The sequence below is a fragment of the Sphingopyxis sp. OAS728 genome (genome assembly GCF_014873485.1).
Classification (GTDB): domain Bacteria; phylum Pseudomonadota; class Alphaproteobacteria; order Sphingomonadales; family Sphingomonadaceae; genus Sphingopyxis.
In genome coordinates this window covers 2,106,220-2,126,675 of record NZ_JADBDT010000001.1, presented here as the reverse complement: position 1 = coordinate 2,126,675, position 20,456 = coordinate 2,106,220, and the positions used below count along the sequence as shown (strand labels likewise).

Genomic DNA, 20,456 nt, shown 5'->3' with positions numbered 1-20,456 from the left:
GGACGTGCCGACGATGAAGCGGAATGCGCGGGCATTGCTTGCCGGTGCCGCAGCGCTGGGGCTCTTCGGCGCGCCCGGTGCGATGGCTGCATCGAGCGAGCCGGCGGAAGCACCGACAGCGGTGGATACGCGGGTCGACTCCGAGCGCGAGCTTGAAATGTTGCGGACGGCCAAGGTCGCCCCGCTGACGCCTGAGGAAGCGTTGGACGAACAGCATATAGGGAAGCGCGTTCGCTGGGCGGGAGGTGTCTATCACGTCAATGGGACGTGCCTGACGATCCTCTTCGCGCGGAGCGGCGACCACGGCGAACCGCGCTGGACGCCCGAGCCGACGTACCAGACCTTCGTCGCTTGCGGACCCGGCGTCTACGATCCTCACCTTGTCGAGGCGCACACCAATGTCACGATCATCGGCGAGGTCACAGGCAAGCAGCTTATCGGCATGGGCGGCGGCGGCTCTGACGGTCCGGCGGTCCGCATCGAGAAGCTGTACCGATGGTCGGACTGTCTCGCCGGCGACGAAAGTCCGGTGTGCAAGCAGGGGTTTTTGACGGCAGAGCCCATCGCGGTCGACTAGGTAAGAAAGATCTGCTGGCGACCGAGTTGCGGCCGATGAAAATGTGAACCCCGGCGAAAGCCGGGGCCCAGGAATTCCAACACTAACCTTGCGCTTTTCCGCACTGGGCCCCGGCTTTCGCCGGGGTTCGCAAAGGACAGCTCCCCACCCCTAACCAGCCGATGCTAAACCGGCCCCGGCGCCCGCGCGCGGATGAAATTCTCCAGCGCGACGAACAGCATCTCGCGCGCATCGCTCCCCAGCATTTCGGCGGTCAGCCAGTCGAACTGGACGCGGTCGCGGCGCGCGGCGGCGCCGACCATCGCGGCAAGCAGCGCCTCGTCGAAACTGACGCGCGGGCAGCAGGGCGGGGCGACGGCAAAGGGTTCGGGCCAGACATGACCGATCGCCTCGACCACCAGCCGATAGCGCCGCGCGGCGAGGATATTGCCCCAGCGGCGTTCGAGTTCGGGCATTGGATCGCGTTCGCTGCGGCGGCAGAGGATGCAATATCTAAGGGCCAGAACGGCCTGTGCAGCTTCGACGGACAAATCACGCACCAGCGGCTGTTCGGACAATTGGCGGATCAGCTCGCTGCTTTGCATGAGGTTCGTTTCTCCCGGCCCATGCAGTCCGTCCGTCCCGTTTTCGAAAAAGATGCCGGCCGCTTTAAAGCGCAGCTTTAAGTTGCAGCGGCCGGCAGGAGGGGACTGCCTCACCTTGCTATTGAGAATTATTCGCAAAGACAAGCAAAAAAAGAGGCGCCCGAAAGCGCCCCTGAAAACCGTGGTTTTTATCCTTCGTCGTTCCCGCAATGGCGGGATGACGAAGGCCGAAGGGCTCAGTCGTCGCCGGCCGGCTTCGACTGGAGCTGGATGTAATTTTCGATTCCCATGCGCTCGATCATCTCGAACTGCTTTTCCAGCTCGTCGACATGATGCTCTTCGCTTTCGAGGATCGACCCGAACAGGTCGCGGCTGACATAGTCGCGGACGCTTTCGCTGTGTGCCATCGCATCCTTGAGCAGGGGGATCGCTTCTTCCTCGAGCGCGAGGTCGGCCTTGAGGATTTCCTCGACCGTCTCGCCGACGCGGAGGCGTCCGAGCATCTGGAAATTGGGAAGGCCGCCGAGGAAGAGGATGCGGTCGGCGAGCTGGTCGGCGTGCTTCATCTCGTCGATCGACTCTTCGCGTTCGAACGCAGCGAGCTTCGCGACGCCCCAATTGTCGAGCATGCGATAGTGCAGCCAGTACTGGTTGATCGCGGTCAGCTCGTTCTTGAGCGCCTCGTTGAGGAAATCGATGACCTTTTCGTCGCCCTTCATGGTGTCTTCCTGTCATTTTGTCTTGGAATGGAGTGGGCGCATTATACGCGCCCCGGCCCCATCAGGCCAAGGTCAAAAATGGCGGAAAACCGAGAAAAATCAGGCGGTCGCGGCGACGTCGCTGATGATATTGCGAGCGAAAGGCAGGCACTGGCCGCACTTGGGTTTGCGACCCAATTGCGCATAGGCGGCCTTGGCGCACCGCAATTGGCCATCGCGCGCGACATCGCGCAGCTGGCTTTCTCTTATTGCGTTGCAGACACAGACGACCATGTGCGAATCCTTCTCAACAATGCTGATTTAGGGATAGTGCGAGGGATTCGCAACAGGAAAGATGCGACTGGTTCGCAATCCGAACAGTGGCATTTTTCGAAGATCGCCCGCCGCGCCGCCCCTTGCCCCCGAAGTGATTCGCGGGCATAGGCGCGCCCATCTTCCCAGCCCGCCAAAGCAAAGGTCCGCCCCCATGAAAGTGAATGTCTATGTGACGCTCAAGCCGGGGGTTCTCGACCCGCAGGGCAAGGCGATCCATCACGCGCTTGAGGGGCTCGGTTTCGGCGGCGTGGCAGACGTCCGTGCGGGCCGCTTCATCGAACTCGACGTTGCCGACGGCACGAGCGACGCGGACCTCGACGCGATGTGCGCCAAGCTGCTCGCCAATACGGTGATCGAAAACTACCGCATCGAACGTCCGTAAGGGAGCCGCGACCATGAAGACCGCCGTCATCGTCTTTCCGGGTTCGAACTGCGACCGCGACATGGCGGTCGCGCTGGAACAGGTCACCGGCGCCAAGCCCGCGATGGTCTGGCACCGCGAGACCGAGCTGCCCGATGGCATCGACTTCATCGCGCTCCCCGGCGGCTTTTCCTATGGCGACTATCTCCGCTCGGGCGCGATGGCGGCACGTTCGCCGATCCTGCGCGCGGTTTCGGATGCCGCGGCGCGCGGCGTCCCCGTGCTCGGCGTGTGCAACGGCTTCCAGGTGCTGACCGAGGCGCAGCTGCTGCCCGGCGCGCTGATGCGCAACGCCGGGCTCAACTTCGTGTGCCGCAGCGTGGCACTGACCGTCGAGAACAGCCAGTCGCTGTTCACCGCGAGCTATAATGCGGGTGAGACGATCAACATTCCCGTCGCGCATCATGACGGCAATTATTTCGCCGACGCGGCGACGCTCGACCGCATCGAGGGCGAAGGGCGGGTCGCGTTCCGCTATGCCGACAGCGTGAACGGCTCGGCGCGCGACATCGCGGGCGTGCTCAACGACGCGGGCAATGTGCTCGGCATGATGCCGCACCCCGAACGCGCGATCGACCGCGCGCATGGCGGCACCGACGGGCTACGCCTGTTCGAGGCGGCGCTCGGCGTCCTCGCCTGACGCATCGCTCACGGGCCCGGCCTTCGGCTGGAGCCAGTGTCCGACGAACAGCAGGACCGTCGGCCAGAACATCGTATTCCAGACGTCGTGCCAATGGGCCGCGAGGGGAAGGACCATCGCATTGTTCGCCTGCGTCGTCATGTCGAGCCATTCGCCGACGACCGCAAGGACGAGCACCGCGAGCCAGGCTGCCGGACCGCCACCGGGCCGGCGCCACAACAGCCGAACGGCCATGAAGACGCCGAGCCCGAAATAGACGTGCAGCGCGTCCCGGCCGAGCGCGGTGGTTGCGACAAGCCAGGTCTTCTGTTCGGTGCACAGTGCGGCGAGTTGGATCAACGTCATTCGAATCAGACCTTGGCGCCGAAAGGATTGAAATCGGTGCCTTCGTCGAACACATCGACACCTTCGCGCCGTTTCAACGCGCCTACCACCAGATAGGTTGCCGGGGTCAGCGCCGCTTCCCAGGCCGTTTTGATCAGCCATTGCGACAGGACAACCTCGTAAAGCTGCTCGGGCGGCCAGCCGGCAAGACCGTAAAAGGCGAGAGGGTAGAAAATCAGGCTGTCGAGGCCCTGCCCGACCACCGTCGAGCCGATCGTGCGCGTCCAGAGCTTTTTGCCGCCGGTCCAGATTTTCATCCGCGCCAGCACATAGGAATTGGCGAACTCGCCGACGCAAAAGGCGGTCATCGATGCGATGACGATGCGCCAGCTGTTGCCGAAGACGAATTCATAGGATTGCTGGCCCGGCCAGCCATCGGCGGGCGGCAGCGCAACGACGATCCACGCCATGAACGCCATGAAGGCGAGCGCCGCGAACCCCGTCCAGATCACCCGCCGCGCGCGGGCATAGCCATAGACCTCGGTCAGCACGTCGCCGATGATATAGCTGATCGGGAAAAAGAGGACGCCCGCGCCGAACGCCCATTGGGTGCCGTTCGGCAGCGTGACGTAGCTCGGTTTCGACGCGCCGATGATATTCGACAGCAGCAGGATGGCGACAAAGGCTGCCATCAACAGGTCGTAATAACGAAAATGGCGCACGCTTGCAGCGTTGACCTGGACCGGCTGGCTCGTCGGGGGGGAAGATTCGGACATGCGCCCGCTGCTTAACCTGCTTTGCAGCCCACGCAAACCGCGCTATTCGCCGCGCGACGCAAGTGCGCGCGCGCCCGTAGCTCAGCTGGATAGAGCACCCGCCTTCTAAGCGGGTGGTCGCAGGTTCGAATCCTGCCGGGCGCACCACTTCGGAACAAAGCTGGGCACTGCGCCCGGCTTTGTTTCGGCGGCCCCGGCGATCAAAGCTTGCAGCAGGTTGCTTTTCGATCCGAGAATTCGAACCTCCCCAACATCGACCTCCACGCGCTGTGCCAGCGCGCGGACATGATCGCGGCGATAGCCGCCTCCCTCGGTTCGCATTCTCTGGCGCGCAGTAGTCGCGAACTTCGCGAGCATGTCAGGCGCGAAAGACTTTTGCCCCGCAGCGCCGAGCGAGGCGGTGACGCGCTCCGCATCGGCCTTGGCCTGATCGCGCGTCGCCTTGAGCGTTGCGATGCGCTCTTTGAGGTCAGGGTCGTTCACGTCGGCAATGCCGTTCTCGATTGCGTCAAAGAGCCGCTTTAGGCGCCGGTCGGTTTCGGTGGCACGCTTGTTGAGGTCGGCTACATGGGCGCGCTTGCGCGTCGCCTGTTCCTGCCGCCGGTCTAGAACGGCGGACAGGATGGCTTCCAGCCGATCGGGTTGGAGAAGCCGGTCCTCCAAATGCTTTGCAACCAGATCGTCCAGCTTCTCCATTGGCACCGCCATGCCAGCGCAGGCGCTCGCCCCCTGCCGTGCTTTGGTCGAACAGGCATAATAGCGATACTGCCCACCCTTGCCGGTGCGGATGGTCATGGCACCACCGCACTTCGCGCAATGAATGAGGCCGGTAAGCAGCGTCGGGCCGCTCACGACGCGCGGTGGCATCTTCTTGGGGTTGCGGGCCTGCAAGTGCGCCTGCACCCCGTCAAAAGTCTCCTGATCGATGATCGGGGGGACATCGACCACGACCGCCTCTGACTTCGGTTTGAGCTTCCTGTCCTTGCCTCGGCGATTGAACTCGTGCCGCCCGGTGTAGGTTGAGCGGGTCAGTATCTGGTGAACGGCACCAAGGCCCCAACGCCCGCCATCGCGAGTCCGAATAGACCTCTCGTTGAGCCAAGCGGCGATGGCCTTGACCCCCATCGAGCCTGATACGCCATCGCCTTCCAGAGCGAGCCGGAAGATGGTTCGCACGGTCTCGGCATGGAAGGGGTCTATCTCCAACCGCTTCTTGACCTTGGCGCCGCGCTGCTCGGCCGCGACGACGCGGTAGCCAATCGGCGGCAGCGATCCATTCCAGAAGCCTTGCCGCGCATTCTCACGCATTGCGCGCAGAACATGCTTGGCGGTCTCCTTGGATTGATACTCGTCAAACAGCGCCATAATCTGGCGCATCATGACGTGCATGGGATCGTCGCCCATTTCCTGCGTGATGGAGACGAGCTTCACGCCGTTCTTGGCGAGCTTGCGGATATAGAACTCAAGCTCGAAATGATCGCGGAAGAAGCGGGAGAAGCTGTGGACCACCACAAGGTCGAACGGCGCTGGTTTCGACGTTCCGGCCTCAATCAGTCTCTGGAACTCCGGGCGGCGGTCATTCGTCGCGGAGGCGCCGGACTCGACATAGGTATCAACCACCTTGAGCCCGCGCGCCGCGCACCAGCCTTCGCCCTGCCGCCGCTGGTCGGGGATCGACACGTCATGCTCTGCTTGCCGCGCGGTCGAGACGCGAAGGTAGAGGGCAGCGCGCGCCCCCGTGAAGGTCTGCGGCGCGGTCATGGCACTCTCCGTAGGGTCAGCTTAGAGGGGTGGGGAAAAGAACTCGTCGAACAGGTCGCCGAACCAGCGCTCAAACACTTCGACCTCCGCCAACGTGACCGGAACGGGATCGGGCCAATCGTCGGTGACGCGCCAAGTCGAGAGGTCATGCTTGGGAGGGCGGCCCGGAAAGGGCCACGGCTTGCCGAGCAGCGCTTCAAGCTGCTCCGATGCGCTGGGCGCTCGCTCGGGGGAGGGGCGGGCCACGCTGCAACCGTTGCGCGGTAACTCGCGCAATGGAACAACAATCCGCGTTTCGTTGGCGCGCGTACATCAATGGCGAGGAAAAAGAATAAACAGGAAAGATCGGAGTCCGCCGCTGGGGCCGCTTGTGAGCGCCAGTCGGGCCTCTCACCTCGAATCGCCAGCATCCGAGGGCTTCGCAGATGGCTACTTGGATTGCTCGCGGGCATGATCTTCTCGCGCCTCGCGGATAGCGCATAGCACCCTGACGATTTCCCGCTCGACCGTCTTTACGCTGATGCCGAGGCGGTGGGCGATGCGGTCGTATGGAAGATCGTCGAAGCGGTGCATCAGGAAAACTTCGCGTGTTTGCTCCGGCAGGCGGGCAATCGCCCATTCGATCCGCGCTATCTCTGGATCGGGAGCTTCGTCGAAATTGGGAACGACCGGCGGCGGAACGAGCAGGTCGCGGATTGTGCGCGCGAAGCGAGCGGCGAGGTTGTCGTCAGCCATGAGACTGCCTCCGCCTTGGGCGAGCATGTCCCGTCACCCCTCGCACATGGTCGAGCAATTCCCGGAGCACGGCTGGAATGTCTGGCAGCGTTTTGGGGACCGGGGGCCGCGATCCGTCGAGGTCGGGATTGCGCCAGATGTTGTAGGGTGACAGCACCGGGGCCAGCCGCCGGAGCGCAGGGGAGTGATAGTTTAGGCCGGTCGCATTGGCGTATGCCAGCGCCTTGCCGATATGCAGGCCGATGTTTCGGGCGCACCATCTGTCATCAAAACCGACGTCCAACAGATGCGAGGTCAACGCCAACTGCGCCACAATGCCAGTCTGATAGAGAAGGTCGCTGGTGTTGGAGAAAATCCGTTCGTCAATCGAGAGGAAGAAGCTCTCTGCATTTCGATAGCGAGCGTAGCTCAAGGCGCGACGGTCGCGAGATCGTTCGAGAACGGGCATAGTATTGACCGTTTCCGGAGTAGGGGTCGCAACAAAGGGTGGCAGAGGGGAAATTACCCCGGCGCCCTTTGATCGGGCACCTGCGGCATCGTGGAACATATTGCCTCCATCGCTTTGTTGATTCGCCTTCAGGCCATCGTCCGAGGGGAAAGAAAGCTTGTTTACGCTATCGTTTATACCATAAACGGTAGCGTATATGCAAATAAACGATGTCATTAACGCGATTCTCTTTGAGATTGAGCGCGAGGCCGATAGCGACGAAGGCATGGGACGCCCGCCGCTCGGAATGAAGGCCACGACTATTCGGCTGTCGGTGGAGACGATCCGCCGGATTGAAGCACAGGTCGGCAATCGTCAGCTCGCGAAATTCATTCGCGAAGCGGTCGAGCACGAGCTTCGGCGCCGTGAAGAAACAGAGGGCTTAACCTGATTCCGAAATTGCCGGGCGGTAAGATACGAGTTCGGAAACACGCGCGCCCGCCTTTAGCATCGCTGCTTGGACATACGCGGGCGCAACCCGGCGTCTATTGACCTACAGCGTTTCGACAGGCTTGGCACCAGCTCTTCATCCTGAGTCAGCGCTCTAAATCAATGGCCGGCATCCAAGCCTGTCACTCCCCGAGGGGAGACTGTCCGGTAACAGGGTAGGGTTCGAAATCTCTTCCTGACTTCCACATGCTCAACAGCAGAACGGCCAACTTTCGTGCAACCGCGACGCGAGCTTTTGAATGGCCCACACGTTGGGCGAGAGCCCGTGCCCAATCCGTCAGGGCGCATTCTAGCTTCGCCCGACCAAGGATCACCCGCGCCGCCATAACGAGATGCGTTCTGGTAATGCGGCTGCCAGCTTTTGAAATCCTCCCGCGATGTATCATCTGGCCCGACTGTTTCACCGCGGGAATCAGGCCGAGATACGCGCCGACATCGTGTGTCCGCACAAACCGTGCGGGCTCTTCAATTGCGGTATAAACAGAGACCGCGCAAACAGGGCCGACGCCTGGCACGGCCAGAAACCGGCGCATGACAGGGTGATCTCGGGCAATTCGCCCAAGCTCGCGACCAGTCTGATTGACGTACCGGCGCATTAGCTCCCAGATATCCACCAGCGGCAATATCTCGCTGCGCAAATCTACTCCGTAAGTGGAATGGTGCTCTTCAAGAAGGCGCTCAACTGTAGGACGAACTTGTAGTGGAGACGGCAATTTCGTGAGAATGCCGTTCTCAGCGAGGCGTGTTCGGATAGCATTTTGAAGCCCAGTCTTCTGCCTGACTATGAGATCACGCGAAACGAGCTGCGCTCGCAGCAACTGGCACTCAACAGATTTCACATGAACCGACGGGGTGGTTGAAAGCTGCATCATCGCAAGCTCTGCTAGACCCCTTGCGTCGTTAGGATCGGTCTTATGCAAACGGATAGAGAGAAACTTTCTCGCCTTTCGCGCATCAATGACTCGGACATCATAGCCGAAGTTGCGGAGGGCAAGCGCAAGGTAACGTCCCGTGCCCGCTTCCATAGCGATTATACCCGGCGTTCGGTCATCCAATCCCGAAATCGCCGTCCCAACTGCATCTACCGTGGTAGGGAGACTGCACTCGAAATGCACCTTTCCCGCTGCGTCGATCGCGCAGAGGTGTGTCACTTGCTCGCCGACGTCCAAGCCGATGCTGACAGTTGAGCCGTCCATCTTTCCTCCGCTCAATCGGAGCGGCAGCGGTCAGCTCGGAATAAGGTGGCGCTGCCGTGAGCGTCCCTAAACAAGACTTCGACCTGCTACCGCTCCGGCCCAATGGGCGCCTTCTTGTCGGACGGTCGCGTGTAAGAACGGTGACATTGCATGGACTGAGTAGGCAAATTCGGAGGGTGGGTGGAGGGCAAGATAAAAGGACTGCCAGCTCCGCCGCAGATTGTGGCTCGTTTTCAGTTAGATATGCGTATGGCACCCGCTCTCCCGAGCCAGATAAACGCCATTTTTCTCCGCAATTTTAATTTCTTAGGGTATGGCAGGCGGGCCGAGGGCGGCAATTGGCGCCACTGTGCGGCATAACGATTGACGCCAACGAGATCCCGTTGCCCTTGCCTTTATCGGCCGGGTCGCTAATCAGGTGCGGCGGAACATAAGGGGAATGCAGTCGTGCTCAGTTCGCTAGAAGTATGTGCCGGGGCTGGCGGACAGGCTCGCGGACTTGAGCTCGCTGGCTTTGAACACGCGGGCGTCGTTGAGATCGACAGCGACTGCTGCAAGACCTTACGATTGAACCGGCCAGCTTGGACGGTGCATGAGGACGATCTAAATTTGTTCGATGGTCGAGCCTACAAGGGCGTTGATCTTTTTGCCGGCGGGTTGCCTTGCCCTCCGTTCTCCGTCGCGGGCAAACAGCTCGGACCTAACGACGAGCGAAATCTATTTCCGGCGGCACTGCGGTTGATTGACGAGACCCGTCCGAAGGCAATCATGATTGAGAATGTGCGCGGCTTTCTTGATGCCGTTTTCGAGGATTATCGGACGCATCTAAAAGCCCAGCTCGATTCTCTCGGATATGAAACGCACTGGAGGCTATTGAACGCCTCGGATTATGGTGTTCCGCAATTGAGGCCGCGTGTCGTGATTGTCGCGCTTAGGCACGACATCAAAGATCATTTTTCTTGGCCGATGCCGAACCCCGGCGACGCGCCGACTGTCGGAGAAACACTGGTAGACCTTATGGCCGAGCGTGGTTGGCGCGGCGCCAAACGCTGGGCGGAAGGCGCTTCCGAGATCGCTCCCACCTTGGTGGGCGGTTCAAAAAAACATGGCGGCCCCGATCTCGGGCCGACGCGCGCAAAGCGCGCCTGGGCGTCGTTAGGGGTCAATGGCCTTTCACTCGCTGACGAAGCTCCAGATCGCGACTTTGTAGGAATGCCTCGCCTTACCGTGAGGATGACTGCTCGCATTCAGGGCTTTGGCGACGATTGGTCATTCAACGGAAGAAAGACAGCCGCCTATCGGCAAGTCGGCAATGCTTTTCCTCCACCCGTAGCTCGTGCCGTCGCGCAGCGGCTCAAGGAAGCGATGAGCGTTCGTTCTATCTTCCCGGTGCGCGCGGTAAGATGATTGAAGTCCCGTCGGGCACAGCCTTCCTAACCGAGGCACGCAGAAGCTTCCACGCCGCGCTTATTGCTAACGGAGCACTAGCGACTAGTGATACGGGCGTACCCTCGATCGCTGACGGTAGCTCAGCTAGCAGTGTCGCGTTCGCATCCGGCATCATGGAACAAGTCGCCAAGGAGGCCGTGGGTGCCCGTCTGGCCGGGCAGATGGCCGGCAATAAATTTGAGATCGTTGTGGGCGAGTATCTGGAAGAAACTCTCCCGAAGCTAAAGCACATTCGACCTGGCAAGTTTCAGGTCGCCAAAGGTGGGACGCGTCTCGCCATTGCAGCGTGCGAGCAATATTTCCATCTCTCCTCCCTTGCGGAAGCGGTTTCGACGAACGCCGATTTAGCGGTGGCGATCGGAATGGATTACCTTATCAAACCTGATGTTATGGTGCTCCGCCACCCCGAACCAGACGAGAATATAAATGCGTCGGAATTGGTGGTGGACGATCAGCACGCTTCGCTGACTGGTATTAGGTCAGCAAACAGCTCGCTGCCGTTGTTGCATGCGAGCGTGTCCTGCAAGTGGACGATGCGCTCCGACCGAGCTCAGAACGCGAGGTCAGAAGCCCTAAATTTAGTACGCAATCGAAAAGGTCGATTGCCGCATATCGTTGTGGTAACAGGCGAACCCACTCCGGGTCGCTTAGCGTCTCTCGCGCTCGGAACCGGCGACATCGATTGTGTTTACCATATCGCGCTAAACGAACTTCGCGAGGCCGTTGCCGCTACAAAGTACACTGACTCGGCGGAGCTTCTAGACATGATGATCGAGGGCCGACGTCTACGTGATATCGCAGATTTGCCGTTAGATCTTGCGACCTGATGGATAAAATATCTCGCGACGCACGCACCGCAAATATGCGTGCAATCAAATCGCGTGATACCAAGCCAGAAATTATCGTTCGCCGATTGGCGCACAGGCTGGGATACCGCTTCCGCCTCCACCGCAAGGATTTGCCCGGCAAACCTGACTTGGTTTTTGTCGCTCGGAGGAAAGCGATATTCGTGCACGGTTGCTTCTGGCACCAGCATCCTGACGATCGTTGCCTTGATGGGCGTTTGCCGCGCACGCGGTTGGAGTACTGGGAGCCTAAACTCACCCGCAATCAAGAGAGAGATACTGAAGCAGTTCGCCAGCTCGAAAACTTGGGGTGGAGCGTGCTCATCATTTGGGAATGCGAGACGAAAGACTTGCACGAGCTTGAAACTCGATTGAAAGAGTTTTTGGAGCGGCCAATTGACCATCGAACTTGACTCGGTGCGTTGGCCACATGGAGATCTATATGGCAACGCAACCTCACGATCAGGCCGCTGAGCAGATCGTACAAATTGAGGAAATGGAGCAGCAAGAGGCGGCAGAGGATGAAGGTGTCAACGAGACGCCGCCCTCAGATATCGTTGCATACAACGAACTGCGGTCGTGCGCCGACCTTTTCCGAATGGCGGATGAGGGAAACCTGATTATCCAACCCGAATTCCAACGCGATTTCATATGGAAGGGGACCGATCAAACCCGCTTCATCGACTCTCTCGTGAAGCAGTTGCCAGTTCCAAGCATGTGTTTTGCGCTCGATTATCGGCAGAACAAATGGATCGTGATTGACGGGTTGCAGCGAATTTCGACGATCACGCGATTTCTTGCCGGCGAGGATTGGAAGCTTGCTGCCCTGACCGACATCGACCCGCGCCTACGCGGAAAGAATGCCGCCACCCTCAAAAATGCCAAAGATGGGGAGCTGAAGGTAATTTTCAGTCGCGTTCAGAACCAAACTTTACCAGTGAATATAATCCGGTGCGATCTCACAAAGCGAAGCCATAACGAATACATATTTACGATCTTTCACCGCTTGAACTCTGGCGGAATTAAGCTGAATAATCAGGAGATACGTAACTGCATATTCTCCGGGCCGCTTAACGAGCAACTTCGCGCACTGGATGGTCGAGCAAGCTGGCGTCGGATAAACCACATGGCGCCCAACCTGAACTATCGGTTCACAAAGCAAGAAGCAATTTTGCGTTTCTTCGCGTTCAGCGAACAGCTTGAAAAATATAAAGGTTCAATCTCGAAATTCCTCAACGACTACATGTTCGAGAACCGGATGATTCCGAGTGAGGAGGCAGAGAACAAAGCAGACTTGTTCTCCTTTGTCGCAGACACCTTGTCGGAAAGGATCTTCAACACCAACCCGGCGCCTCGCCTACCCGCCACGGTAATCGAGGCAGCGATGATCGGGATTGCATCCGGGAGGGAGCGCGTAGCGCAACTTTCTGATGAAGAATTGCGAAATCGTTTCGCAGAACTCCGCGCGCACGAGAGCCTGTCGCCTGAATTCCTTGCGGAGGGGCTTTCGAAGCCTGATCGCGTTGAGGCACGATTGGGGGCTGCTAAGGAAATTTTTTCCCGGCCGTGATTAGCAAGACATACATTCTTGCAAACCTTCGGCGCCTTGATGCCGCGTATGGCCAAGCGACGCACCAGAAGCACGCCTTCTATTTCTCAAAGCTCGCTATTTTGGAACTTTGCGGATGGATTGAGATGTCGATGGACGACATCGTTATGTGCCATTGCCGTCGGAATGTCAGAGAACAGAAATATAGAGACTACGTTAAGAAGCAGATCGTGGACCGAACTTATGGGTTTGACTACGAGCGACATTTTAAGTCGATGCTCATCCGCCTCGTTGGGGTGATAGCGTTTGAGAAAATCGAGCGAAACATTAGCGTGCCAATCCAGACGCGGTTTATCGCGGAGTTGGGTAACTTGAAGAGCTTGCGTGACGGCCTTGCCCACACCTACGCGAAACATGTTCCGATGATCGACGCACCTTCAACCACGACCGGAAGATTTACATCGCTTTATGCCGGATTGAAGGCCTATGACGACGCCCTCCGTAGCCGCTGAGGTTTCTTAATCCTGAGTCCGAAATACGTCTCGGAAATCGGGCGCATCTACCCTTACGAAGCTTACGAAAGGCATCGCCGATCGAGAGGAAGAACTGTCGGCCAAATGGAAGCCTCCGCTGATGAGGTGTAAGATTTAATCTCAGCGTCAACGCCGTCATTGTGGCTCGAGTGTAAGCAATTCCTCGGTGCATATTGAGGCAGCTATCTGCCGAGTGGGCCTTGCCAGTTTGTTCCAAAATCCTTGGCGGTGTCGTTTTGGAGGCGTTTCACCATCGCACTTACCATTGCGCCCGCGCGCGCATCATCAACGTCAACAATCTCTGCGGCGTCTCTCATCACCTTTTTGAAATCAGAATCACGAATTCCCGAGGCTAGGCGAACGCCTAGTACCGAAGGGAATATCGTCCTGTAGCTGGCGCGAACCTCGGCAAGCGAAGGCAAGCTTCCAACATAAGCCATCAAAAGCTCCGGTCGCATCATGAATCCGTTACCCGCGTGCTTTACACGGGTGGCTGCGGCGGCACGTCGGACTTTGCCGTCTTGCGTCAGCCACCAAGTCTTAAAGCCGAACGGATTGCCGGGGCTAGACTCGTTAGAAATCCGACGTCTTTCATATACCCTAAGTATTTGAAGGGCATCGTTGTATGCGAGAATTTCATCTGTCTCAGAATCGCGGCTGGGGTGAGCCTTTGCTTCCAGAATTGAGGTTTTCAGAGCTTGCAGTTCATCTTTATCTACCCCGACTTGCGATTGAGCGGTGGACTCATAAGTGAGACCGAATCGCCGCATGAGAAATGCGGCCAACTCGTTATCGCCGCGATTGGCGCGTAGGTCTTTGTAGCTCCCGAACCTATTGATGTAAGACAGCCAGTTCTTCGGAGCTGCCACGCCCGACACTGGGGATAACCTGGCATAAAAATATGATCGAATGAGGAGGCGATCTATATACTCCACGGCATCCAAGCGCACGTGATGCTCCGCCATCGCGTATACATTTTCAAACTCAAATATTTGTCGCCTGATGTGCGTTGCTACTTCCTCCACTGTCGTCTCAGTGAGGATTAAATCAGACCCGCATTTCTTAAGAATCTCAAGAAGGTTGCCAGTTGATTGGCTTTCCGGAGAGAGGTAAATCTCAGAAAGCGCTCTTATAAGAATGTCAGATCCAACATAAATGTTGAAACTTCCTGCCATGGAAGAAAAATATTCCACGATTTTAGGTTCATTCTTGAGGAGCATCATCAGGACGTACGTTCGACTCAACTTCCCGAGATAGAGGCGCTCTGTTTCGTCAGAAGCGTAAAATGTTCCCCTCAGAACCATTAATACGTGCCGACGTATTACCGATTTTGACTCTGAATCCAGATTCAGGTCGTCAACAATTTTTGTAGCAATCGACGACACATCGGTGAATGTCTCATCATCCACGTCTGCATTCACGGCGAATTGAGCTACTTTTAGCCCCTGCCTCTCAAAAACTTGCTCAAGAGCCGAATGGCATGACGCGACGATGATTTGCCTCCATTGGTCCACTTCATCGCCAGATAAAGCCGTTAATCGATCTTCGAAGACACACGATACCTTAAGCTTTATTAGGTCATCCTCCGCATTCTCAACCGCAACAATTGTCCGCGTCTCAAATGGGAGGCAATATTGGTCAGTTTTTGCGTATTTTCGAAGCTGCCTACCGCCGGGAGCGTCCTTAGCGGACAGAACCAGAAGCCTTCTATCGATGCTGTTTCGGATAAAGGACTTTGCGGTCGGGAGTGCCTGCTCGATCGTCGACAGAACCTCATCGCGCGTCAATAAAATCGACTTGTCGGGATCGGTGTCTCTCAGCGCCCAAATGATCAGACTATCCGACACAGATTCAAGCAAACTTGAGCGCGACGCCCTGCTATCGACTTCTTGTCGTAGAAAGACAGCTAACGTGCGATCAGCGTATCTATCGATTTCTTGGGCCACTTCCGAGTTGCCCGGCGAATAGACTTCAGCGATGGCCGGTTGCAGGTAACTATTAAAGGCGCCTTGAGTGGCGGAGTTGGTGTTTATGTTGATTTCAATATAGCGTGCGTCTCGGATTGCAATCCTACAACCAAGATCATCTCCAAGTTTTTTCTCAATTTTATCAATGTCTTTTACGGTTTGTGACGTAATATAGGTAAGAACTTTTGGAGTTCTCCCATATTCACGTAGCCGATGCACGGTCTGTCTAATTTTTTGGTTTGTCGCGACCTGCTTAGACACCTGAATAAAGCTGGAGGCTTCCTCGTCGGCAGCGATTTCCGGGCCGAACGCATCATACCCTTCGGCGCCGCCGTCGTGCACACCTCCAAGAGGCACGAACTCACGGTCCTGCATCGCTCCGTAGAAAGTTTGGGCAAATTTCTCGAAGTTTGAGGTGTCCACGGCTTCGAGGGCGTACGCGACGAGTCGTTGATCGATCATACGCCTACTTAACCCTCAATACGGGTCCAGTGAAGCTTACCTATCTGATCGACGGCGAGCGATCGCTCGACGCGAACTTCGCCAAGCCCCGCTTGGCACCTTATAGTGCAATAGCGAAACGGTAGTTCTCATCTTCACCGATCGTGGCGCGCCAACACCAAAGAGCGATAGATATGCCGCGGCGGCTATGCTTTAATTCGCTGCGATGGCGCACGATAAACCCCGATACCAGAGTTATAACAGCCCCGCCGGCGGATGGGGCGCGGCGGCGGCGACCGCGAAGGTATTGCTCGAACAAAGCGTTGTGACCAAAGGGTCGCGCGCGCTGCTGTCGATGAACCAGCCCGGCGGTTTCAAATGCCCGAGCTGCGCCTTTCCCGACGCGAGCTGCACCAAGAAGCTCGAATTTTGCGAGAATGGCGCAAAGGCGCTCGCGCATGAGGCGACGAAGTTTCGCGTCACGCGGGAGTTTTTTGCGCAGCACAGCGTCTCCGACCTGATGGCGCAGTCGGACTATTGGCTCGAAATGCAGGGCCGGCTGACCGAGCCGATGCGCTATGACGCCGCGACCGACCATTATGTGCCGGTCAGCTGGGACGATGCGTTTGCGTTGATTGGCACGCACCTCCGTGCGCTCGCAAGCCCGCACGAAGCCGAATTCTATACCTCGGGCCGCACCGCGAACGAGACGGCGTTCCTCTATTCGATTTTCGTGCGCGAGTATGGCACGAACAATTTTCCCGATTGTTCGAACATGTGCCACGAACCGACGAGCCGGGGCCTCCCGCATTCGATCGGCGTCGGCAAGGGCACGGTGATCCTCGACGATTTCGAGCATGCCGAGGCGATTTTTCTGATCGGGCACAATGCGGGCACCAACGCGCCGCGGATGATGACGCCTTTGGTCGAGGCGCGCAAACGCGGCGTGCCGATCGTCGCGGTCAACCCGATGCCCGAGCGCGCACTGATCAAATTCACCGAGCCGCAGGACATCGTGCAGATGGCGACCTTCGGCTCGACCGACATCACCAGCGAATTCGTGCATATCAAGGTCGGCGGCGACCTCGCGCTGCTCAAGGGCATGATGAAGGTTTTGTTCGAGCGCGAGGCGGCGGGCGAGACCGTGCTCGACCATGATTTCATCGCCGAGCACACATCGGGTTTTGACGCGCTGAAGGCCGATATCGAGGCGCAGCACTGGCCCGACCTCGTCGCCGCGTCGGGGATCGACGAGGCACAGATCCGGCGCTGCGCCGAAATCTATATCCGCTCGAACGCGACGATGATCTGCTACGGCATGGGTGTGACCCAGCATCAGCGGGGATCGGAGCTCGTCCAGCAGATCGCCAACCTGCTGCTTCTCAAAGGCAATTTCGGCAAGCCCGGCGCGGGCATCTCGCCGATACGCGGCCATTCGAACGTGCAGGGCGACCGCACCGTCGGCATCGACGAGAAACCGGGCCAGGCCTATCTCGACAAGGTCCGCGACGTCTTCGGTTTCGAACCGCCGCGCGAGCATGGCCATCATACGGTGGAATCGGTCGAGGCAATGCTCGCGGGCACCGCAAAGGTCTTCATCGGCCTCGGCGGCAATTTTGTCCGCGCGGTCCCCGACACCGACCGTTCCTACGCGGCGATGCGGAGGCTCGACCTCACCGTCGGCATCGCGACCAAGCTCAACCGCGGGCATCTGGTGCACGGCAAGGATGCGCTGATCCTGCCCGTCGTCGCGCGCTCCGAACGCATCGCGACCGCAAAGGGCGAGCAGTTCGTGACGATCGAGGATTCGATGTCGAACGTCACCGCCTCGCGCGGCGTGCTCGACCCGGCGAGCGAACATCTGCTGACCGAAACCGAAATCGTCTGCCGCATCGCGATGGCGACGCTGCCCGACAGCAAGGTCGATTGGGCGAGCTATATCGACGATTACGACCTGATCCGCGACAAGATCGCCGACGTCTATCCCGCACTCTACGAAGGTTTCGCCGAGCGTATCAAGGCGCCGCTCGGTTTCCACCTCGACATCCCGCCGCGCCGCCGCGTCTGGGCGACGCCCGACGGGAAGGCCAATTTCCTCGTCCTCCCGGGGCTCGCGGTCAACGCGCCGGTCGACGATCCCGACATGCTGCGCCTCGCCACCGTCCGCTCGCACGACCAGTTCAACACGACGATCTACAGCTATAACGACCGCTATCGCGGCGTGTATAACGACCGCATGATCCTGTTCATGAACGCCGACGACATCGCGGATCGCGGGCTGGAGGCGGGGGCGAAGGTCGCGCTCGAAACGGTCGGCATCGACGGCATCGCGCGCCGCGTCGACGGGCTCACGATCATCGACTATCCGATGTCGCGCGGTTCGGTCGCGGGCTATTATCCCGAGCTCAACCCGCTGCTGCCGCTCGCCTTCTACGACAAGACCAGCGGCTGCCCGGCGGCGAAGTCGATCCCGGTGCGCGTCGTCGCGTGAGCGAAAGCGCGAAGCGCGCCGTCGGGCGGCACATCGCGCCGGTGCGCTTTCTGGTCTTCGCGGCGATATTGGTGGCCGCATGGGGCGGGGCCGCAGCGTTCGGCTCTGATCCGCGGACGGCACTGCTCATCGGCTTCGACGTCGCCGCGCTGATCTTTCTCTGCTCGATTGCCCCGCTGCTGAAGTCCGATGCCGAGCAGATGCGTCGCCGCGCCGAATATAACGACGCCAACCGCGTCGGCCTGCTCGCGATCACCGTCCTGTTGTCGCTCGTCATCCTCTTCGCGGTCGGCACGCTGATCGCAAGTCCGGGCAAGCTCGATCGCGCCGACGTCGTCCTCATCGTCGCGACGCTCGCGCTCGCCTGGCTGTTCGCGAACATGGTGTTCACGCTCCATTACGCGCATCTCTATTATCTGCAAAAGGACGGCCGCGATCAGCGCGGGATCGAGGTGCCGGGGGTGCACGAGCCCGGCTATTGGGACTTCCTCTATTTCGCCTTCACGCTCGGCATGACCTTCCAGACCTCCGACGTCACCATATCGGGCGCGCATATGCGGCGCGTCGTGCTCGGCCATTGCATGGCGGCGTTCATCTTCAACATGGGCATTTTGGCGTTCACCGTGAACGCGATCGGCGGATCATAGCTCCGCCAGCCGGGCGAGATCGGCGGCGCTGTTGACGTTCGGCGGCACGAAATCGCTCGCCACCGCGCGCGCGCCGATCCGCCGGGCGAAGGCCTTGACCGCAAGGTCGCCCGCATCCTCCAGCATAGCCCGAAGCGCGTCCAGCGCCGCGACCGGCCACAGTCCGATCACCGGCTGCGTTTCCAGAAACGCCGGCGCGGGCTCGAGCAGCGCCCGCAAATCACCCGGCAGGCGCACGCAATCGACCGGCGCGGTCAGCAATTGATCATATCCCCGCTCCGCCGCATGGATCAGCGCCCCGGCAATCCCGCCGAGTGGCCCCATGTCGGCGCTCGGCCAGTCGGCGATCGCGCCGCGCCCGACCACGACGACCGCATCGCAATGCGCGCCGAGCGCCGCCGCCGCATGATCGAGCAGCGTCCGCCCGTCCAGTATCGCGAGCGCCTTGTCCGACCCGAAGCGGCTCGACCGACCCCCCGCCAGCACCGCGCCCAGCGTCCTCACGCAATCATCCCGTGCGGGTCGCTGACGATCAGCGCCGAATCCGTCCGCGCCAGCGCGACGAGCGTCAGCCCCGCCGCCGCCGCGCGCTCCGCCGCAAGGCTCGTCGGCGCCGAGATGGTGACGAGCATCGGGCACCCCGCGCGCACCGTCTTTTCGACGAGCTCGTAACTGCACCGCGCCGACAGCAGGATGAAACCCGTCCCCGGATCGACGCCCGCGCGCGCCATCGCGCCGATCAATTTGTCGAGCGCATTGTGCCGCCCGACATCCTCGCGCACGAGCCCGATCGCGCCATCGGGCGAACAGAAGGCCGCGGCATGCACCGCGCCCGTCGCGCGGGCGAGCGGCTGATGATCGCCGAGCGCCGCCAGCGCCGCCGCGATGGCGCCACGGTCTGTGGCGATCCGCGCCGTGACGGCGGGCAGGGGGCGCAGCACCTCCTCGATATTCTCGATCCCGCAAAGCCCGCAGCTGCTCTCGCTCACCCGCTTGCGCGCGCGGTCGAGCGCGATCGCATTGCGCTCGGGCGGCAACCAGATGCGCAGCGCCCAGCCGCCCTCGATCGCATGCACATCGACGCGCCCGATCTGCCCCGCCGTCTCGATCAGCCCTTCGCCCAGCGCAAAGCCGACCGCATAATCCTCTAGGTCGGCGGGGGTCGCCATCATCACCGCATAAGCGATGCCACCAACCTCGACCGAAACCGGCGCCTCGATCGCGATACTGCGCGTCAGCTCGGCGTCGCCGGGGTCACCAAGGCCGAGGCGGCGGACGGGGAGGTCGATCTTGTCGCTGGTCATGGGGGCACGATAGCCCATCGGTGCGGGCTTGTCTCAACCGGTGCTGCGGGTGGTACGCTTGTCCGTGAAGGGGCATGTCGGCGCGGCTGCTTTGAGCTGGAGAGCGGCCGTAGCTACCTCGTCATCCCGGACTTGATCCGGGATCCCGCTTTTTAACGCACTCGCTGCGCTCGATCTCAAGCGGGACCCCGGATCAAGTCCGGGGTGACGAAGATTGGAAGCTCTTTGTTGTGAACCCCGGCGAA

Annotated in this window: 23 protein-coding genes, 1 tRNA gene and 1 pseudogene; 13 read left to right on the top strand and 12 right to left on the bottom strand. The window is 59.7% G+C overall.

The genetic code is table 11. From position 1 onward, the window contains the following. Positions 1 to 13: 13 nt before the first annotated feature. Complete coding sequence (locus GGC65_RS09845; RefSeq protein ID WP_225941116.1) at positions 14 to 577, top strand: Slp family lipoprotein; 564 nt, start codon at positions 14 to 16, stop codon at positions 575 to 577. 164 nt (positions 578 to 741) lie between these two features. On the opposite strand, the gene GGC65_RS09840 is transcribed toward GGC65_RS09845, so the two are convergent. The 3 genes from GGC65_RS09840 to GGC65_RS09830 all read right to left on the bottom strand — a co-directional run bounded on the left by GGC65_RS09840 (position 742) and on the right by GGC65_RS09830 (position 2,153). Next, complete coding sequence (locus GGC65_RS09840; RefSeq protein WP_192646984.1) at positions 742 to 1,161, bottom strand: addiction module antidote protein; 420 nt, start codon at positions 1,159 to 1,161, stop codon at positions 742 to 744. A 236-nt stretch (positions 1,162 to 1,397) separates the two neighbouring features. Next, positions 1,398 to 1,880: a bacterioferritin gene (gene bfr, locus GGC65_RS09835; protein WP_192646983.1), complete on the bottom strand. Its 483-nt coding sequence runs from the start codon at positions 1,878 to 1,880 to the stop codon at positions 1,398 to 1,400. 99 nt (positions 1,881 to 1,979) lie between these two features. Further along, positions 1,980 to 2,153 carry a bacterioferritin-associated ferredoxin gene (locus GGC65_RS09830; RefSeq protein ID WP_037513974.1) on the bottom strand — a complete coding sequence of 58 codons (174 nt, stop codon included), beginning with the start codon at positions 2,151 to 2,153 and terminating at the stop codon, positions 1,980 to 1,982. Between the two features lie 193 nt (positions 2,154 to 2,346). Between GGC65_RS09830 and purS the strand changes: the two genes are divergently transcribed. Both purS and purQ read left to right on the top strand, forming a co-directional pair. Next, entirely contained in the window at positions 2,347 to 2,577 is a 231-nt protein-coding gene (gene purS, locus GGC65_RS09825) for a phosphoribosylformylglycinamidine synthase subunit PurS (protein WP_037513977.1), read from the top strand. Positions 2,578 to 2,590: 13 nt separating this feature from the next. Next, positions 2,591 to 3,256 carry a phosphoribosylformylglycinamidine synthase subunit PurQ gene (gene purQ / locus GGC65_RS09820; protein ID WP_192646982.1) on the top strand — a complete coding sequence of 222 codons (666 nt, stop codon included), beginning with the start codon at positions 2,591 to 2,593 and terminating at the stop codon, positions 3,254 to 3,256. Here the strand turns inward: purQ and GGC65_RS09815 are convergent. Together GGC65_RS09815 and GGC65_RS09810 are read right to left on the bottom strand one after the other, a co-directional pair. Beyond that, positions 3,218 to 3,601, bottom strand: coding sequence for a hypothetical protein (locus GGC65_RS09815; protein WP_192646981.1), 384 nt, complete (start codon positions 3,599 to 3,601; stop codon positions 3,218 to 3,220). The genes purQ and GGC65_RS09815 overlap by 39 nt on opposite strands. Positions 3,602 to 3,606: 5 nt before the next feature. Beyond that, complete coding sequence (locus GGC65_RS09810) at positions 3,607 to 4,356, bottom strand: queuosine precursor transporter (protein WP_192646980.1); 750 nt, start codon at positions 4,354 to 4,356, stop codon at positions 3,607 to 3,609. A gap of 70 nt (positions 4,357 to 4,426) precedes the next feature. Between GGC65_RS09810 and GGC65_RS09805 the strand changes: the two genes are divergently transcribed. Both GGC65_RS09805 and GGC65_RS23360 read left to right on the top strand, forming a co-directional pair. After that, a tRNA-Arg gene (locus GGC65_RS09805) sits at positions 4,427 to 4,503 on the top strand. A gap of 60 nt (positions 4,504 to 4,563) precedes the next feature. Continuing rightward, positions 4,564 to 4,881 (top strand): hypothetical protein, encoded by a 318-nt coding sequence (locus GGC65_RS23360; RefSeq protein ID WP_225940759.1) that lies wholly within the window; start codon positions 4,564 to 4,566, stop codon positions 4,879 to 4,881. Between the two features lie 147 nt (positions 4,882 to 5,028). Here the strand turns inward: GGC65_RS23360 and GGC65_RS09800 are convergent. The 3 genes and pseudogenes from GGC65_RS09800 to GGC65_RS09790 all read right to left on the bottom strand — a co-directional run. Beyond that, positions 5,029 to 6,117: pseudogene (locus GGC65_RS09800) on the bottom strand (recombinase family protein); the annotation flags it as partial. Positions 6,118 to 6,546: 429 nt separating this feature from the next. Beyond that, positions 6,547 to 6,879: a sigma factor-like helix-turn-helix DNA-binding protein gene (locus GGC65_RS09795; RefSeq protein WP_192646979.1), complete on the bottom strand. Its 333-nt coding sequence runs from the start codon at positions 6,877 to 6,879 to the stop codon at positions 6,547 to 6,549. Continuing rightward, the gene (locus tag GGC65_RS09790; protein ID WP_192646978.1) at positions 6,845 to 7,399 is read right to left on the bottom strand and encodes a hypothetical protein; all 555 of its coding nucleotides are present in this window, start codon (positions 7,397 to 7,399) and stop codon (positions 6,845 to 6,847) included. The genes GGC65_RS09795 and GGC65_RS09790 overlap by 35 nt, the downstream gene beginning before the upstream one ends. 97 nt (positions 7,400 to 7,496) lie before the next feature. On the opposite strand from GGC65_RS09790, the gene GGC65_RS09785 reads away from it, so the two are divergent. After that, positions 7,497 to 7,730: a hypothetical protein gene (locus GGC65_RS09785; RefSeq protein ID WP_192649700.1), complete on the top strand. Its 234-nt coding sequence runs from the start codon at positions 7,497 to 7,499 to the stop codon at positions 7,728 to 7,730. A gap of 181 nt (positions 7,731 to 7,911) precedes the next feature. On the opposite strand, the gene GGC65_RS09780 is transcribed toward GGC65_RS09785, so the two are convergent. Then, positions 7,912 to 8,985, bottom strand: coding sequence for an IS110 family transposase (locus tag GGC65_RS09780; protein ID WP_192646977.1), 1,074 nt, complete (start codon positions 8,983 to 8,985; stop codon positions 7,912 to 7,914). A 447-nt stretch (positions 8,986 to 9,432) separates the two neighbouring features. Between GGC65_RS09780 and GGC65_RS23720 the strand changes: the two genes are divergently transcribed. From GGC65_RS23720 to GGC65_RS09755, 5 genes are read left to right on the top strand one after another with little or no spacing between them, the layout of a single operon-like run. Beyond that, positions 9,433 to 10,392, top strand: coding sequence for a DNA cytosine methyltransferase (locus GGC65_RS23720; protein WP_192646976.1), 960 nt, complete (start codon positions 9,433 to 9,435; stop codon positions 10,390 to 10,392). Next, positions 10,389 to 11,261 carry an NgoMIV family type II restriction endonuclease gene (locus GGC65_RS09770; protein ID WP_192646975.1) on the top strand — a complete coding sequence of 291 codons (873 nt, stop codon included), beginning with the start codon at positions 10,389 to 10,391 and terminating at the stop codon, positions 11,259 to 11,261. The genes GGC65_RS23720 and GGC65_RS09770 overlap by 4 nt, the downstream gene beginning before the upstream one ends. Continuing rightward, entirely contained in the window at positions 11,261 to 11,692 is a 432-nt protein-coding gene (locus tag GGC65_RS09765) for a very short patch repair endonuclease (protein WP_192646974.1), read from the top strand. Before GGC65_RS09770 ends, GGC65_RS09765 begins: the two co-directional genes overlap by 1 nt. A gap of 29 nt (positions 11,693 to 11,721) precedes the next feature. After that, complete coding sequence (locus GGC65_RS09760; RefSeq protein WP_192649486.1) at positions 11,722 to 12,849, top strand: DUF262 domain-containing protein; 1,128 nt, start codon at positions 11,722 to 11,724, stop codon at positions 12,847 to 12,849. Further along, positions 12,846 to 13,340 carry a hypothetical protein gene (locus GGC65_RS09755; RefSeq protein ID WP_192646973.1) on the top strand — a complete coding sequence of 165 codons (495 nt, stop codon included), beginning with the start codon at positions 12,846 to 12,848 and terminating at the stop codon, positions 13,338 to 13,340. The genes GGC65_RS09760 and GGC65_RS09755 overlap by 4 nt, the downstream gene beginning before the upstream one ends. A 203-nt stretch (positions 13,341 to 13,543) precedes the next feature. Here GGC65_RS09755 and GGC65_RS09750 read toward each other — a convergent pair whose 3' ends face one another. After that, positions 13,544 to 15,790, bottom strand: a complete 2,247-nt coding sequence (locus tag GGC65_RS09750; protein WP_192646972.1) for a hypothetical protein — start codon at positions 15,788 to 15,790, stop codon at positions 13,544 to 13,546. Positions 15,791 to 15,995: 205 nt separating this feature from the next. On the opposite strand from GGC65_RS09750, the gene GGC65_RS09745 reads away from it, so the two are divergent. Together GGC65_RS09745 and GGC65_RS09740 are read left to right on the top strand one after the other, a co-directional pair. Continuing rightward, the gene (locus GGC65_RS09745) at positions 15,996 to 18,260 is read left to right on the top strand and encodes an FdhF/YdeP family oxidoreductase (protein ID WP_192646971.1); all 2,265 of its coding nucleotides are present in this window, start codon (positions 15,996 to 15,998) and stop codon (positions 18,258 to 18,260) included. Next, positions 18,257 to 18,907 carry a DUF1345 domain-containing protein gene (locus GGC65_RS09740; protein ID WP_192646970.1) on the top strand — a complete coding sequence of 217 codons (651 nt, stop codon included), beginning with the start codon at positions 18,257 to 18,259 and terminating at the stop codon, positions 18,905 to 18,907. Before GGC65_RS09745 ends, GGC65_RS09740 begins: the two co-directional genes overlap by 4 nt. Here the strand turns inward: GGC65_RS09740 and GGC65_RS09735 are convergent. Further along, positions 18,902 to 19,411 (bottom strand): molybdenum cofactor guanylyltransferase, encoded by a 510-nt coding sequence (locus GGC65_RS09735; RefSeq protein ID WP_192646969.1) that lies wholly within the window; start codon positions 19,409 to 19,411, stop codon positions 18,902 to 18,904. The genes GGC65_RS09740 and GGC65_RS09735 overlap by 6 nt on opposite strands. Then, positions 19,408 to 20,211: a formate dehydrogenase accessory sulfurtransferase FdhD gene (fdhD, locus tag GGC65_RS09730; RefSeq protein ID WP_192646968.1), complete on the bottom strand. Its 804-nt coding sequence runs from the start codon at positions 20,209 to 20,211 to the stop codon at positions 19,408 to 19,410. Before fdhD ends, GGC65_RS09735 begins: the two co-directional genes overlap by 4 nt. Between the last annotated feature and the right edge of the window lie 245 nt (positions 20,212 to 20,456).